14 protein-coding genes are annotated in these 15,306 nt (G+C 74.5%); 7 read left to right on the forward strand and 7 right to left on the reverse strand.

Translation table 11 applies throughout. The features are described from left to right. Positions 1 to 18: 18 nt before the first annotated feature. The 3 genes from ACH4DX_RS09520 to ACH4DX_RS09530 form a co-directional block, all read right to left on the reverse strand. Entirely contained in the window at positions 19 to 1,248 is a 1,230-nt protein-coding gene (locus ACH4DX_RS09520) for an aminotransferase class I/II-fold pyridoxal phosphate-dependent enzyme (RefSeq protein WP_398154660.1), read from the reverse strand. Positions 1,249 to 1,292: 44 nt separating this feature from the next. Further along, positions 1,293 to 2,231 (reverse strand): hypothetical protein, encoded by a 939-nt coding sequence (locus tag ACH4DX_RS09525; RefSeq protein WP_398154661.1) that lies wholly within the window; start codon positions 2,229 to 2,231, stop codon positions 1,293 to 1,295. Between the two features lie 126 nt (positions 2,232 to 2,357). Further along, positions 2,358 to 3,059 (reverse strand): ANTAR domain-containing response regulator, encoded by a 702-nt coding sequence (locus ACH4DX_RS09530; RefSeq protein ID WP_398154662.1) that lies wholly within the window; start codon positions 3,057 to 3,059, stop codon positions 2,358 to 2,360. A 163-nt stretch (positions 3,060 to 3,222) separates the two neighbouring features. Between ACH4DX_RS09530 and ACH4DX_RS09535 the strand changes: the two genes are divergently transcribed. Further along, positions 3,223 to 4,344 carry a PAS domain-containing protein gene (locus tag ACH4DX_RS09535; protein ID WP_398154663.1) on the forward strand — a complete coding sequence of 374 codons (1,122 nt, stop codon included), beginning with the start codon at positions 3,223 to 3,225 and terminating at the stop codon, positions 4,342 to 4,344. On the opposite strand, the gene ACH4DX_RS09540 is transcribed toward ACH4DX_RS09535, so the two are convergent. Next, complete coding sequence (locus ACH4DX_RS09540) at positions 4,325 to 5,365, reverse strand: RNA polymerase sigma factor SigF (RefSeq protein WP_398154664.1); 1,041 nt, start codon at positions 5,363 to 5,365, stop codon at positions 4,325 to 4,327. The genes ACH4DX_RS09535 and ACH4DX_RS09540 overlap by 20 nt on opposite strands. Positions 5,366 to 5,683: 318 nt before the next feature. On the opposite strand from ACH4DX_RS09540, the gene ACH4DX_RS09545 reads away from it, so the two are divergent. From ACH4DX_RS09545 to ACH4DX_RS09560, 4 genes are all read left to right on the forward strand, one after another. Then, positions 5,684 to 7,483, forward strand: coding sequence for a thiamine pyrophosphate-requiring protein (locus ACH4DX_RS09545; RefSeq protein WP_398114953.1), 1,800 nt, complete (start codon positions 5,684 to 5,686; stop codon positions 7,481 to 7,483). Between the two features lie 52 nt (positions 7,484 to 7,535). After that, on the forward strand, positions 7,536 to 7,967 hold the full coding sequence (locus ACH4DX_RS09550; RefSeq protein WP_398154665.1) for a CBS domain-containing protein: 432 nt from the start codon (positions 7,536 to 7,538) through the stop codon (positions 7,965 to 7,967). A gap of 15 nt (positions 7,968 to 7,982) precedes the next feature. After that, complete coding sequence (locus tag ACH4DX_RS09555) at positions 7,983 to 8,528, forward strand: type 1 glutamine amidotransferase domain-containing protein (RefSeq protein WP_398114956.1); 546 nt, start codon at positions 7,983 to 7,985, stop codon at positions 8,526 to 8,528. Between the two features lie 92 nt (positions 8,529 to 8,620). Then, a complete protein-coding gene (locus tag ACH4DX_RS09560; protein WP_398154666.1) occupies positions 8,621 to 9,202 on the forward strand; it encodes a TIGR03086 family metal-binding protein in 582 nt (193 codons plus the stop codon). Positions 9,203 to 9,539: 337 nt separating this feature from the next. Here the strand turns inward: ACH4DX_RS09560 and ACH4DX_RS09565 are convergent, their stop codons facing one another. Further along, positions 9,540 to 10,517, reverse strand: coding sequence for an AraC family transcriptional regulator (locus tag ACH4DX_RS09565; protein WP_398154667.1), 978 nt, complete (start codon positions 10,515 to 10,517; stop codon positions 9,540 to 9,542). A gap of 41 nt (positions 10,518 to 10,558) precedes the next feature. Then, positions 10,559 to 12,223 carry an ABC-F family ATP-binding cassette domain-containing protein gene (locus ACH4DX_RS09570; RefSeq protein WP_398154668.1) on the reverse strand — a complete coding sequence of 555 codons (1,665 nt, stop codon included), beginning with the start codon at positions 12,221 to 12,223 and terminating at the stop codon, positions 10,559 to 10,561. 292 nt (positions 12,224 to 12,515) lie between these two features. On the opposite strand from ACH4DX_RS09570, the gene ACH4DX_RS09575 reads away from it, so the two are divergent. Beyond that, positions 12,516 to 13,946: a bifunctional phosphatase PAP2/diacylglycerol kinase family protein gene (locus tag ACH4DX_RS09575; RefSeq protein WP_398154772.1), complete on the forward strand. Its 1,431-nt coding sequence runs from the start codon at positions 12,516 to 12,518 to the stop codon at positions 13,944 to 13,946. 82 nt (positions 13,947 to 14,028) lie between these two features. Continuing rightward, on the forward strand, positions 14,029 to 14,865 hold the full coding sequence (locus tag ACH4DX_RS09580; protein ID WP_398154669.1) for a methyltransferase domain-containing protein: 837 nt from the start codon (positions 14,029 to 14,031) through the stop codon (positions 14,863 to 14,865). 10 nt (positions 14,866 to 14,875) lie between these two features. Here ACH4DX_RS09580 and ACH4DX_RS09585 read toward each other — a convergent pair whose 3' ends face one another. After that, positions 14,876 to 15,196, reverse strand: a complete 321-nt coding sequence (locus ACH4DX_RS09585; RefSeq protein ID WP_398116075.1) for a gas vesicle protein K — start codon at positions 15,194 to 15,196, stop codon at positions 14,876 to 14,878. Positions 15,197 to 15,306: the final 110 nt, after the last annotated feature.

Genomic DNA, 15,306 nt, shown 5'->3' on the forward strand with positions numbered 1-15,306 from the left:
GGCGCGCGCGACACGACCTCAGTGCCCTTCCGCGCGCAGTTCGTCCAGCGCCGAGCCGAACCCGGCCAGAGCCCGACGCACGTGCGGCAGTTCCAGGGGGTCGCAGGCGTCGAGCGCGGCGGTGCGCTGCCGCGGGTCCGTGCCGAGGAAGGGGCTCGTGGACAGGCGTACGCGCAGCGCGCCGATGTCGTCGCCGAAGCGGTGGCCGCCAGGTGCGGGCATGCCGAGGCGCTCCTGGAGGTGGTCCTCGAGTTCCTGTGCGTCGGTGGCGCCGCGCGCGGCGAGAGCGGACCGCAACGGCTCCAGGTCGGCGTACAGGTGGCGGCCCGCTCGCGGCGGCCGTACGAGACCGCCCGCCGCGGTCACCCGTTCCCGCACCCCGGCGGCGAGCCGCGCGTGCAGCCGCACCGCCGCGGTGCGGCGCGCGGTGACCTCGTCCGGTTCGGCGAGCGCGTACGCGGCCGCGGCGGCGACCGGCGCGGTGGGGGTGGCGCCGAGCGCGGCGAGCACGTCCAGGGCGCGGGCGCGCAGCGCCGCGGCGTGGCCGGTCGCGGGGAAGCGGGCGATCGCGGCGGGCAGGCCGGGCGGCAGGAACGCGCCGGACAGGTCGCAGACGACGGTGACCTGTGCGGGGGCCATCTCGGCGGGGCCGACGAGCACGGTCTCGCGCGGGCGGTGCAGCGTGTCGCGCCAGGTCTCGTCGCTGACGACGTGCAGCCCCGCCGCTGTCGCGGCCTCGACGGCCTCGTGCACGACCTCCGGCGGCGGCACGGTGGCCGTCGGATCGTCGGCCACCGACAGGACGAGCAGCCGCGGGGCGCCGCCCTCGGCCCGGACGCGGCGGACGGTTTCCAGCAGGGCGTACGGGTCGGGCACGCCACCGCACTCGGCGGGCGTCGGCACGTGGTAGGCGGACCTGCCGAGCAGCCGCATCAGGGGTTCCCACCAGGCGGCGCAGGGGCGCGGCAGCAGGACGTCGCCGCCGACCGCGGCGGCCAGCGCGAGCAGCAGCGGCGCCGCGCCGGGCGCGGCGGCCACGTGCCCGGGGTCGGCGGGCAGGCCGCGCCGGGACCAGTAGCCGCAGGCGGCGTCCAGGAGGCCGCGGTCACCGCCGGGCGGCTGCGCCTCGACCCGGCCTGCGGCGGCGGCGAGGACCGCGGCCAGCTCCGGGAGCACCGGAAGGCCCAGTTCCGGTGGGGGCGGGCCGTACCGGACGGGGCCGCGGCCCTCGTGGTCCGTCCGCCGCACGGGTGCCTCCGCGCGTTTCCGTGGCCGTCCCGGTGCCGTCCCGGTCAGCGGCCGAACCGGCGGTCGCGGCGCAGCCTGTGCACGGCGGCACCGAGGGCCACGACGACCAGGAGGACGCCCGCGGCCAGGGCGGGCTTGGAATCGTTGAAGCCGCCGGTGCGGCCCGCGTGGACACCGCGGGAGACGGCGGGGGCCGTATGGGTGGCGGTGTGGGCGGTACGGGTGACGGTGAACGTCGCCTTCCAGCGGCCGTCGCCGTGGCAGGTGCCGTCGACGGCCCACTGCGACTCCGGGCCCACGGCGTTCGGGCCTCCGCCCTCGAAGGCCTGGGCGTCGGCGATGCGGGCCGTACCCCGGTAGACGGTTCCGGCATTGCCGGTTCCCGTCCCGGCGCCGGTCTCGGTCCGGGTCCCTGTACCGGTCTCGGTTTCGGTCTCGGTCTCGGTTCCGGTCTCGGTCCAGGTGTCCGTCTCGGTCTCCGTCCGGGTCTCGGCCCCCGTCCCCGACTCGGTCCCCGTCCCCGACTCGGTCCCGGTCTCCGTCTCGGTCCCCGTTTCCGTCTCCGTCTCGGTCCAGGTCTCCGTACCGGTGTCGTACGAGGTGTCTGCCCCGTCCCCGGGGGTCGTCCCGCCGCCGGGGTCCAGGTCGTTCGCGGAGGCCTTTCCGGGGCCGGGGACGCCGAGCGGGTCGCCCTCGCCGTTCCGGTTGTTCTGGTGGTGCTGCTCGTTCTGGTGGTGCTCGACGCGCTCGAGGCGGACGGTGCCCCGCTCGAAGGCCTGGGAGTGGGCTTCCATGGTGGCGGGCGCGTTGCCTCCGACGGCCGGGCAGGTGACCGCGACGGTGACGTGCTGACCGGGGGAAACGTGCCGGGGCGTCACCTCGGCGGCGGCGGAGTTCTCCGCGTACGCGGGCGAGGTCGCCGCGAGGGCGCACAGCGCGGCCGTGGTGAGGGTCAGGGCGAGGTGCGGGACAGAAGGGCGCATGAGGCCATTCGAGCGTGGGGCCGCGTCATCCGCGCGGTGTGGCCTCCGGGCGGGTGAGCGGTGAGGTCCGCCCCGCGCCTCCGTGCGCGGGCGATGGCGCCGTCCGCCCCGCGCCAGCGGGCGGCTTCACACCGCCGCCGACTTCAGCTCCCGCTCGAGGCCCCGCCCCTTGGTCTCCACCAGTGCCGCCGCGACCTCGACCAGCTTGCGGTTGGTCTCCTGCGAGATGCGGCGCAGCAGGGTGAAGGCGCGGTCGGCGTCGCAGGTCACGACGTGCATGATGATGCCGCACGCCTGGTCGATGACGGGGCGGGTGCGCAGGGCCTCGCCCAGGTGGTCGAGTTCCGTGAGCGCCGCGCGGTAGTGCCGGTCGCGGACAAGGCCCGCCGTCGCGAAGTCCCCGAGCGCCTGCGCGGGGCCGCAGCCCGCCTCGCCGAGGGCACCGGGACGGAAGCTGAACAGGCTGAGCGTCAGGGTGAGCCCGGACCGCCTGAAGGGCAGGGTGACGCTCGCGCGGACCCCGGAGTCCAGGGCGAGCGCGCGGTACTCGGGCCAGCGCTCGTCGCGCAGCAGGTCCCCCGTGTCGACGGGGGCACCGCGCTCGCGTGCGGCCGGGATCGGCCCGTCGCCGGTGCGCAGCTGCACGGCGACCAGGCGCGCGAGGTCGGGGTGGGTGACCGCGGCGGGCTGTTCCGTGCCGCCGTCGGTGACGGTGGTGCCCGCGCCGCAGCATCCGGCGGTGCAGCGCACGGCCTGTTCGGCGAGTTCCGAGAGCCTGCGGGCCGGCTGGGCGGACTGCGGACCGTCCGTTGCTCGAAGTGTCGGCATCGTGCTGCGCCTTCCTTCCGGTTCCTGCCGCACGGGACGGGGGTCGTGCCGTGTGAGCCTCGTGCGGCCCCGCGCGGCCCTTCCGTGTCCCGCGGGCGCCCCGTCCTTGTCCGACTTCCCGGCGTCGGCCCCCAAAAACGGCGGCAGCCGATACGTTCGACGCATGGCGGAGACCGATCGTTTCGGTGAGGACCTCGCGGACTTCATGCGCCGTGTCGCGGAGTTGAAGGCGGCCCGCGCTGTCCCCTCCGGAGATCTCGGCACCGTCCTCGACGCGGCCCTGTTCGAACTGGAGCACGCGGTGGAGCGGCTGTGGCCGGGCCTGGAGCGGCTGACCGCCGACGGCCCCGCCGCCGGAACGTCGGCCACCCGCGACGAACAGGGGCTGCTGCGCGCCGTCTTCCAGCGGTTCCCGCTCCCCGTGACGCTGGTCGACGGCGAGACCGTGGTGCGGCGCATGAACCCGGCGGCAACGGACCTCACCGGGATGCGCGGCGGGTACGCGACGGGCCGGCCGCTCACCGTCTTCCTCACCCCCGCCGACCGGCCCGCCTTCCGTTCGCAGGCCGCCGCGGTCGCGCGCGGCGAGGGCGACCGGAGCCTGACGGTGCGCCTCCAGCACCGGCCCGAGCTGCCCGTACGGGCGACCCTGACGGCGCTGCGCCCCGGCACCGAGCCCCGCCCCGTGGTCCTCGTCGTGCTGCAACCGCCGGGCCCGCGCGAACCGCTGCCGCGCGGCGTCCGGGGCCGCACCCCCGACCTGGCCGAGGCGACCCGGCACGCCGAACTCCTCGAACTGTCGGACGCCGTGACGATCTCGCTGCTCACCGCGCCCGCCGGGGACCCGACGGCGGTGCTCGGCCGGGTCGCCGACGTCCTGCACGGCCGGTTCGCGGACTGGGTGATCGCCGACGAGGGCGCGGCCCGCCCCCGGCGCCGCCGGGTGCTCGGTCCCCCGGACGGGCCGGTCGCGGACGTCCTCGCGCAGGACCCGGCCGACTGTCCCCTGGTGCGCGACGCGGCCCGCTGCGGCGCCCCCACGCTCCAGGTGCGGCCCGATCCGCCGGAGGGGTTCGGGCGGGACGCGGACGGCGCCCCGGTCCTGGTCCGCGCGAACGTCACGTCCCTGCTGTGCGTGCCGCTCGCGGCGCGCGCCAACGGCCCGGTGGAAGGCGTCCTCAGCCTGTTCCGCACCGGCGCGCGCCTCGCCTTCTCGATGGCGGAGGCGCACGCCGTGGACGTGATGTCACGCCATGTGGCGCTGGCTATGCGGCGTTCGACGTGACCTCGGCGGGCCGCGGGGCGCCGGCGCCGCGGCCGAAGCGTACGGACTCGAGGGTCCCGTCGCCCGCGCCGCCCGCGCTGTCGACGTGTCCCGCGCCGTCGGCCGGTTCGTGGCGGGCCGCCTCCCGCAGGACTTCCTCGCGCATCCGTCCGCAGCAGCGGCTGATCAGGCGGGACACGTGCATCTGGGAGATGCCGAGGTGCTCGGCGATGCGGCTCTGCGTCATGTCGCGGAAGAACCGCATGTAGAGGATGTCCCGCTCGCGCTCGGGGAGCCGGGCCAGGCACGGCTTGACGGCCTCGCGGTCCACGACGGTGTCCAGGGCCGGGTCGGGGCCGCCGAGGGTGTCCCGCAGCGCGTAGCCGTCGTCGCTGCCGGGCAGCTCGGCGTCCAGGGACAGCGCGGTGAAGCTGTCCAGGGCCTCCAGGCCGGTGGCGGCCTCCTCCTCCGTCATCCGGGCCCGCTCGGCGATCTCGGCGACGGTCGGCGGGCGCCCCGACACCGTCTGGGACAGGTCCTGGCAGGCGAACCGCACGCGGTTGCGCAGGTCCTGGACCCGGCGCGGCACGTGCAGGGTCCACATGTGGTCGCGGAAGTGACGTTTGATCTCGCCGGTGACGGTCGGTACGGCGTAGCTCTCGAAGGCGTTGCCGCGCTCGGGGTCGTAGCGGTCCACGGCCTTGACCAGGCCGAGGGCCGCGACCTGGCGCAGGTCGTCGAGTGCTTCGCCGCGGCCGCGGAAGCGTCCCGCGAGGCGCTCGGCCATGGGGAGCCAGGCCCGCACGATCTCCTCGCGCAGCGCGTCCCGCTCGGGGCCGTGCGGCAGGGCGCAGATCCGCCGGAAGGCCTCGGCGGTGTCGGGGGCGTCGTCGTGCGGGTGCCGCGTGGAGCGGCGCGGCCGGGGGATGAGGGGAGCCCCTGCCTGCTCGGGGTGGGCGGACCGCTCGGGGTGTGCGGTGCCGTCGTGCCGGGCCGTGTCCGCGGATCGTGCTGCATCAGTTCGTGCTGCATCAGATCGCATGATGCGTGCAACTCCCTTGGTGCCGGTGCTCGGAGTGGAACGGTCACCGTGGGAGCGCGTAATGAAGCGCGGGGCGTGCGCCTGCCAGTTCCTGGGCACACCCGGGGACGAGCGGAGCCGCTCCCACGGACGTGCCTCCGGTCCGAAGCACTGTTCCCCCGCCTGCCCCCGGCCCGGGACGGCAAACAAACCCCCGCGCACCCGCGACGCGTCCGGGTGTTTCCCATCCGGCCCGCTGGACACCCGGTCCCCAGCACCGCGTGCCCGTTCGCCCCCGGAGGGCCCGGTGAAACCCCAGTGAACCCGGAGGACACCGACATGACCGCGAAGGTCGCCGACCACATCCTCGAACGGCTGCGGGCCTGGGACGTCAGTTGCGTCTTCGGCTATCCGGGGGACGGCATCAACGGCCTGCTCGCCGCCTGGGGCAGGGCCGACGACCGGCCCCGCTTCATCCAGGCCCGGCACGAAGAGACGGCCGCGTTCGAGGCGGTCGGCTACGCCAAGTTCGGCCATCGCCTCGGGGTGTGCGTGGCCACGTCGGGTCCGGGCGCGATCCACCTCCTCAACGGTCTGTACGACGCCAAGCTCGACCACGTACCGGTCCTCGCCCTCGTCGGCCAGACGGACCGCAGCGCCATGGGCGGCTCGTACCAGCAGGAAGTCGATCTGCACACGCTGTACAAGGACGTCGCCGGTGACTTCGTGGAGACGGTGACGGTTCCCGAGCAGCTCCCCAACGTCATCGACCGGGCCGTCCGCACCGCGTACGCGCGCCGCTGCCCGACAGCCGTGATCATCCCGGCCGATGTGCAGGAGCTCGACTACAGCCCGCCCACGCACGACTTCAAGATGGTGCCTTCGAGCCTGGACCGCAGCGCGTGGACCGCGCTGCCCTCGCCGACCGCCCTGCGGCGCGCCGCCGACGTGCTCAACTCCGGCGACAAGGCGGCCCTGCTCGTCGGCCAGGGCGCGGCGGGCGCCCGCGCCGAGGTCGAGGAGATCGCGGACCTGCTGGGCGCGGGCGTCGCCAAGGCGCTGCTCGGCAAGGACGTCCTGAGCGACGAGCTGCCGCATGTCACGGGCGCGATCGGACTGCTCGGCACCCGCCCCTCGTACGAGCTGATGCGCGACTGCGACACGCTCCTGACCATCGGTTCCAGCTTCCCGTACACGCAGTTCCTGCCGGACTTCGGCAGTGCGCGCGGCGTGCAGATCGACATCGCTCCGCACATGATCGGGATGCGCTACCCCTACGAGGTGAACCTGGTCGGCGACGCCCGTGCCACGCTGCGCCAGCTGATCCCGATGATCTCCGAGGAGCGGAGGGAGACGGGCCGCGAGTGGCAGACGGAGATCTGCGCGAACGTGGAGCGCTGGCGGGGCGTCCTGGAGCGCAGGGCCGAGCTGGCCGCCGACCCCGTCAACCCCGAGTTCGTGGCCCGTGCGCTCGACGCGCTGCTCCCCGACGACGCGATCGTCACCTGCGACTCGGGGTCGACCGCCAACTGGTTCGCGCGCCATCTGACGATGCGGGGCGACATGCGGGCCTCCCTGTCGGGGACGCTCGCGTCCATGGGCTGCGGGGTGCCGTACGCGATCGGCGCGAAGTTCGCCCATCCCAACCGGCCCGTGGTGGCGCTCGTCGGGGACGGCGCGATGCAGATGAACGGGATGGCGGAGCTGATCACAGCGGCCAAGTACCGGCACCGCTGGGACGACCCCCGCCTGGTCGTCGGCGTGTGGAACAACCAGGACCTGAACCAGGTGACGTGGGAGATGCGGTCGATGGGCGGCGCGCCCGCCTTCCTGCCCGCGCAGTCCCTGCCGGACGTGCCGTACGCGGACTTCGCCCGCTCGATCGGTCTCACGGGCATCCGCGTGGAGCACCCCGACGACGTGGCCGAGGCCTGGCGTGCCGCTCTCGCGGCGGACGGCCCCGCGGTCGTGGAGTTCCTGACCGATCCCGCGGTGCCGCCGATCCCGCCGCACGCCACCTGGGACCAGCTGGAGTCGACCGCGGCCGCCGTCCTCAAGGGCGACGCGGACCGCACCGCGATGGTGAAGCAGGGGTTCAAGGCGAAGGCCCAGGAGTTCTTCGGGGGCAAGAAGGGTTGAACGGGACTGATCGGGCAACCAGGACACGAAGGAAGAGAGAGGTCTCGGCACCATGGCGGAGTACGTGCGGGAAGTCATGACACCGGCGGTCGTCGCGGTCCGCCCCGACGCCTCGCTGGTCGAGGCGGCGCAGCTGATGCGCGCCCAGGACATCGGTGATGTCATGGTCACGGGCGGCGGTCAGATCATCGGCGTCCTGACCGACCGGGACATCACCCTGCGCGCCGTCGCCGAGGGCGCGGATCCGCTGACGGTCAGCGTCCACTCCGTGTGCACGCCGAACCCGGTCGTGGTGGCCCCCGACGACACCGTGTCGGAGGCCGTGCAGCTGATGCGCACCCACGCGGTGCGGCGGCTGCCCGTCGTCGAGAGCGGCACCCCGGTCGGCATGGTGAGCATCGGCGATCTCGCTCTCCACCAGGACCCCTCGTCCGCGCTGGCCGACATCAGCCGGGCCGAGGCAGGACACCACCCGAACCACTGAAAGGCACATCGACCCATGCGCATCGCATTCCTGGTCGCCCCCGAAGGCGTCGAACAAGTGGAGCTGACCGAGCCCTGGCAGGCCGTGGTGGACGGCGGCGGCGAGCCCGTCCTCGTGTCCACGGAGTCCGGTTCGGTGCAGGGCTTCAACCACCTCGACAAGGCCGACACCTTCCCCGTCGACCAGGTGGTCGGCGAGGTCTCGGCGGACGAGTTCGCGGGCCTCGTCCTTCCCGGCGGTGTCGCCAATCCGGACCTGCTGCGCACGGACGAGGACGCGGTGGCGTTCGTCCGCGCGTTCTTCGAGCTGGGCCTTCCGGTCGCGGCGATCTGCCACGCGCCCTGGACGCTGGTGGAGGCGGACGTGGTACGGGACCGCACGCTGACGTCGTGGCCGAGCCTGCGCACCGACATCCGCAACGCCGGCGGCAACTGGGTGGACGAGCAGGTGAAGGTCTGCGACGGCGGCTCCAACACCCTGGTCACCAGCCGCAAGCCGGACGACCTCAAGGCGTTCTGCGAGGCGTTCATGAAGGAGTTCACGCGCGCCGCGGACCGGTAGGACACGGGGCCGCCCCACCCCTTCGCCCTCACGCCGTGCGCCGTCACGCCGCGCGCGCCCGTGTGCGGCAGACGCCGACCCGGAGGACCATAATGGGCACCACGGACCAATCCCTGCTGCTGCGGCACGGTCGGGCACTGGACCTGTTCACCGAACGGGTCCACGGCGTGGCGCAGGACCAGTGGGGCGGGCCGACGCCGTGCGCCGAGTGGACGGTGCGGGACCTCGTCCAGCACCTCGTCGTCGAACAACTGTGGGTGCCGCCGCTCGTGCGGGACGGCGCCACCGTGGACGAGGTCGGCGACTCCTTCGAGGGCGACGTGACCGGTCCTGACCCCGTCGCCGCCTGGGACACCACGGCGGACGCGGCCCGCGCCGCGTTCGCCGGGCCCGGTGCCCTGGACCGCACGGTGCACCTCTCCTACGGCGACACCCCGGCACGCGACTACTGCGCGCAGATGACCACCGACCTGGTAGTGCACAGCTGGGACCTGGCGCGGGCGGTCGGCGCCGACGAGCGGCTGCCGGACGACCTCGTCACCGCCGCCCTGCACGAAGTGCGGCCGTACGCCGCCGAGTTGAGCGGGAGCGGCCTCTTCGCCCCCGCCGTCGAGCCCCCGCCGGGGGCCGACGCGCAGACGGAGCTGCTGTGCCTGCTGGGCCGCGCGCCGTAGCGCTGGGAGGTCGGGAACGGGCCGGGCGTACGCGGGCGGCGGCCGGAAGTTGCGGGCCCGGCCGGCACGGGGGTTGCCGGAAGGGGATCACGGGCCCGCGACCCGATGGCCGGTCCGCCGGGCATGGCCGGGCCGGAGGCACCGGAGTTCCGTCTGCGGCCGGCGTCCCGGAGGAGACCTCCACGACGACGACCGGTCCGTCCGGCGCCGACGCCAGCCTAGGCGGAGGCCGAGCCGGGCGACGATCCGCTGAGCGCGTCCGTTGTCCGGATAGCGCAGCGGTTCCGGATTCCGGACGCCAGGCCTTCGCCACCCCGACCCACCTCCCTCAGCCCCCTCAGCCCCGCAGGGTCTGCGAGGGCAGCTCCCCGAAACGCGCCCGGTACTGCTCGGCGAAACGCCCCAGATGGGTGAATCCCCAGCGGAAGGCGACCTCGCTGACACCGCGCTCGCCGGGCCCCGCCGCACGCAGCTCGTCCCGCACCCGGGTCAGGCGCACCTCGCGTACGTACGCCATCGGCGTCATGCCCACGTACCGCTTGAAGGCCTCCTGGAGCCAGCGCACGCCGACCCGGGCCTCGGCGGCGAGCTCCGTGGTGGTGTGGGGATGCTCGGGCCGCTCCCGCACGGCGGCCATGGCGCGCTTGACGGGGGTGGGCCGCAACTTGGGGGCGGGGCCTTCGAGCTGGTCGCGGTAGCGGTGCCCGGCGGCCAGCAGAACGCCGTTCAGGAGCGCCTCCTGGAGCGGTGCGGCCACCAGCGGGTGGCTCAGCGTCGCGGACTCCTCGCGCAGGTCGTCGGCGACGGTGCGCACGAGGCGGGTCCAGCCGAGGCCGTGACCCGCGGTGGTGTCGAACTCCGGGTCGAAGGGCACCGGGCCGTGGGCGGGCCTGCCGATGAGCCGCTCCAGGTTCTCCTCGAGGGCGGCTCGGTCGACCTTGACGGCGACCACCCGGCAGTCCCCCGACCACCGGTCGAGGTAGGTGTCCCCGCGGGGTTGCAGGACGGCGGCGCGCCGCGGTCCGGTGCGGAGCACGGCGGGGCGGGGGCCCTGGCGCCAGGCCATGTGCCCGCTGAGCGGCACGTTCACGTGGTACGACCCGAGCTCGCCGAAGCGCATGCGCACATCCGCGCCGCAGTGCAGGTCCCCGATGGTGAGCGCGCCGAGCTGCCCGATGGTGAAGTCCGCGAGGAAGGGGCGCGGGCCCGCCAGCACATCCATGAAGTTGCTGTAGTACGCGGTCCCGAGCAGGTCCCGGGCCTCGTCCACGTCACTGGTCCCGAAGGACGTCCTCACCACCACGGTCTCCCCCACTGCGCAGCGTACGGCGTGGTTCCGCCACGCTACCGCCCGCGCTACCTGGCTCGCGCCACCCGCCTCTCGTCCCATACGGGCTCGGGGGTCTCCCGGACCTGGCCGTCGGCACCGAAGACCAGATAGCGGTCGAACGACCGGGCGAACCAGCGGTCGTGGGTGACCGCCAGCACCGTGCCCTCGTACGCCTCGAGTCCCTCCTGGAGCGCCTCGGCCGACTCCAGGTCGAGGTTGTCGGTGGGTTCGTCGAGCAGCAGGGCGGTGGAGCCCCGCAGTTCGAGGAGCAGGATCTGGAAGCGGGCCTGCTGTCCGCCCGAGAGCCGCTCGAAGCGCTGCTCGGCCTGGCCTGTCAGTTCGTAGCGGCGCAGCCGGGACATCGCGGCGCCGCGGGCCTGGGCGTGCTCGCGCCACAGAATGTCGAGGAGGGTGCGGCCGAACAGCTCCGGGTGGTCGTGCGTCTGCGCGAAGTGTCCCGGCACGACGCGCGCGCCGAGCTTCCACTCACCGGTGTGCCGCACGGGGTTCTCGGCGTTCGCACCGTTCCTGGCGTTCTCGCCGTTCTCGAAGCCGTGCGCGAGCAGGCGCAGGAAGTGCGACTTGCCCGAGCCGTTCGAGCCGAGCACGGCGACGCGTTCGCCGTAGAAGACCTCCAGGTCGAAGGGTTTCATCAGGCCGGTCAGCTCCAGGCCCTTGCAGGTTATTGCCCGCACCCCCGTGCGCCCGCCGTGCAGACGCATCGTGATGTCCTGCTTGCGCGGCGGCTCCGGCGGCGGACCCGCCTCCTCGAACTTGCGCAGCCGGGTCTTGGCGGCCTGGTAGCGCGAGGCCATCTCGTCGCTGCGCGCGGCGTACTGCTGCATGTCCAGGACCAGGCGCTTGAGCTGGGCGTGCTTCTCGTCCCAGCGGCGGCGCAGCTCCTCGAAGCGCGCGAAGCGCTCCTGGCGCGCCTCGTGGTACGTCGCGAATCCCGCGCCGTGCACCCACACCTCGGAGCCGCCGGGGCTCGGCTCCACGCTGACGATCTTCTCGGCGGCGCGGGCCAGGAGCTCCCTGTCGTGGCTGACGAACAGGACGGTCTTGCGGGTCTCCTTCAGGCGCTCCTCCAGCCAGCGCTTCCCCGGCACGTCCAGGTAGTTGTCCGGCTCGTCCAGGAGGAGGACCTCGTCGGTGCCGCGCAGCAGGGCCTCGAGGACCAGGCGCTTCTGCTCGCCGCCGGAGAGCGTGCGCACCTCGCGCCACTGGGCCTTGTCGTAGGGGACGCCGAGCGCGGCCGTGGTGCAGATGTCCCACAGCGTCTCCGCCTCGTACCCCCGCGCCTCCGCCCAGTCGGACAGCGCCTGCGCGTAGCGGAGCTGGGCCGCCTCGTCGTCGACGGTCATGATGGCGTGCTCCGCCTCGTCGACGGCGCGCGCGGCCTCCCTGATACGGGGCTGCGCGACGGAGACGAGGAGGTCGCGGACGGTGGTCCCGTCCCGTACGGAACCCACGAACTGGGGCATGACCGCGAGACCGCCGGACACCGTGACCGTGCCGCCGTGCGGTTGCAGCTCCCCCGCGATCAGCTTGAGCAGCGTCGTCTTCCCCGCGCCGTTCGCCCCCACGAGCGCCACCGAGGCGCCCTCGCCGACGCGGAACGAGACATCACCGAGCAGCGCTCGACCGTCCGGCAGGTAGTACTCGATGTGCGCTGCTTCCAGGTGTCCCATGCGGGTGATTGTCCGGGGGCGGGCCCGGGGCGGGCAAACGGTTTGCGGGGCGCGCGCCGTGCCGCCGGACCGGGGGCGTCGGTCGGGCCGCGGGGCGTCGGTCCGGCCGCGGGCCGTCAGCCGTGCCACTGGGCCGTTGCAGGGGGCGGGGCGGGGGTACGCGGCCGGTATGACCTCTGATGCCGCTCCGCCCCTGTCCTCGCTGGCCGCCCGGGCCCTGTCGACGTCCTCGGTGTCCTCGGTGCCCGCGCCGTTCCTCGCGTCCCCGTCCGACAGGCCGGGGAACCGCCTCATGGCGCTCGACCGCCGGGTGTTCGACGCGGTGGCCGCCCAGCACTGGCCGGGCGCCGACGAGCTGCTGCCGCGGCTCAGCCGGGCCGCGAACCACGGGCGGCTGTGGTTCGGCGTGGCGGCGGCGCTCGCCGCGACCGGGCGCCCGCGGGCCCGGCGGGCCGCCGTCCGCGGCGTGGCGTCTTTGGCCCTCGCCTCCGCGACCATCAACACCCTCGGCAAGCGGACGGTGCGCAGGGCGCGTCCCGTCCTCGACACGGTGCCGATGGTGCGCAGGCTCAAACGGCAGCCGATCACCACGTCGTTCCCCTCCGGGCACGCCGCGTCCGCCGCGGCCTTCGCCGCCGGTGTGGCCCTGGAGTCCCCCCGGCTCGGTGCGGCCGTCGCCCCGCTGGCGGGCGCCGTCGCGCTGTCCCGCGTCTACACCGGGGTGCACTTCCCGAGTGACGTGCTCGTCGGTGCCGCGCTCGGCGCCGGTGCCGCGTTCGCGGTCCGCGGGCTCGCGCCCACCCGCTCGCAGCTGCCCCCGCCGGGCCGCCCGCGCGTCGAGGCGCCCGCCCTGCCCGGCGGGCGCGGCCTCGTCGTGGTCACCGTCAACGGCGCGAGGACCTCGGGTCGGGTGCACGACCTGCTCGACGCGCTGCCGCACGCCGAAGTGGTGACCTGCGAGCCCGGCGACCTGCCCGACGAGCTGGAGAAGGCCGCGGCCCGCGCCCGCGCCCTCGGTGTGTGCGGCGGCGACGGCACCGTCAACGCGGCCGCCGCCGCGGCCCTGCGCCACGGCGTGCCCCTCGCCGTGCTGCCCGGCGGCACGCTCGACCACTTCGCGTACGACCTCGGCGTGGAGGAGGCCTCCGACCTGGCGCGGGCGGTGGAGACAGGGGAGGCGATAGCCGTGGATGTGGGCCGGTTCCGCTCGGCGGCCGGGGAGGGGTACTTCCTCAACACGTTCAGCCTCGGCGTCTACCCGGAGCTCGTGCGCGAACGCGAGCGCTGGTCGCACCACGTCGGCGGCTGGGCAGCGGGTATCCTCGCCGCGGCCCACGTCCTGCGCTCCGACCAGCAGCCGCTGCACGCCGAGATCGGTGGCAGCCGGCGGCCGCTGTGGCTCCTCTTCGCCGGGAACTGCCAGTACAACCGCCTCGGCCTGGCGCCCGCACGGCGCTTCGACCTCGCCGACGGGGTGCTCGACGTACGCATCGTGCACGGGGGCCGCAGGCCCGGCGCCCGGCTCCTCGCCGCCGCCCTGACCTCACCGGTGGAGCGCTCCCCCGTCCAGACGGCGGTCCGCCCCAACCGACTGCGCCTGTCCGGCCTCGCACCCGGCACGAAGATCGCGCACGACGGCGAACTCCGCGACGTCGAGGGCGACCTGGTCCTCGACAAGCTGCCGGAGGCGCTGACCGTCTACCGGCCGGGGCAACCGTCCTGAACCCGACCTGACCCGTCGGCCACCCGACCGAAGAGTGAGACGGGGGTCTCATGATGCGGTACGAGCTGCCTACAGTGCGGCCATGACGCCATCAGAGCAGCCCCGCGCCGAGACCCGCGCCGAGACCGCCGTCTACACCCACGGGCACCACGAGTCCGTCCTTCGCTCGCACACCTGGCGCACCGCCGCCAACTCGGCGGCCCACCTCCTGGACGCCCTGGAGCCGCACCATCACATCCTGGACGTCGGCTGCGGGCCCGGCACCATCACCGCCGACCTGGCCGCCCTGGTCCCGCAGGGGCACGTCACGGGCATCGACCGGGCCCCCGGCGTCCTGGAGCAGGCCCGCGCGACCGCCGCCGCGCGCGCCCTTGGCAACGTCACGTTCGACACCGGCGACGTGCACGCCCTCGCGCACCCCGACGACTCCTTCGACGTCGTGCACGCCCATCAGGTGCTCCAGCACGTGGGCGACCCGGTCCACGCCCTGCGCGAGATGCGCCGGGTGTGCAGGCCCGGCGGGATCGTCGCCGTGCGCGACAGCGACTACGCGGCGATGACCTGGTACCCGCAGGTGCCCGGGCTCGACGACTGGCTCGCCCTGTACCGCCGCGTGGCCCGCGCCAACGGCGGCGAGCCGGACGCCGGGCGGCGACTGAAGGCCTGGGCCCGGCAGGCCGGTTTCACGGACGTCACGGCGGGCGCGGGCACCTGGTGCTACAGCACGCCCGAGGAGCGGGCCTGGTGGAGCGAGCTGTGGGCGGACCGGACGGTGGCGTCCGCGTACGCCGGGCGCGCGACCCGGGGGCACACGGACGCGGCGGGTCTCGCGGCGATCGCCGCCGCCTGGCGGGAGTGGGGGCGCGCGGAGGACGGCTGGTTCGTGGTCCTGCACGGTGAGGCGCTGTGCCGGGCCTGAGCGCCGGCTGTCAGCCCCTGGGGAGCAGCGGTCCCAGCGGTCCGAGGTCCAGGTTCAGGTCCTCGGGCCGCAGCCCGTACCGTTCGCGGAGGCGCTTCATCCGGTCCTCCAGGAGCATCAGGGTCATGCCCACCCGCTCCTCCTGGTCCTCCGTCAGCTCACCGGTGTCGAAGCGGCGGATCGCCTGCCGCTCCATGAGCTGGCGCAGCAGCTCGACGACGGTGAGGACGAGGGCGACGAGGTCCCGTTCCACGGTGTCGGGTTCGAGGTCGAGCTTGGTGGTCTGCTTGGGCTGGGGCGTCTGCGCGGCCTGGGGCGTCTGCGCCGTCAGGGGCGTCTGCGTCGGCTGGGCGGTCTGCGCCGTCCGGGCCGACTCGGCCGCCTGAGTCGTCCGGCCTGCCTGAGCCGCCTGGTCCGCCTGAGCCGCCTGGCCCGCCTGAA

The sequence above is a fragment of the Streptomyces sp. NPDC017940 genome, from assembly GCF_044328435.1.
In the GTDB taxonomy this organism is placed as follows: domain Bacteria; phylum Actinomycetota; class Actinomycetes; order Streptomycetales; family Streptomycetaceae; genus Streptomyces.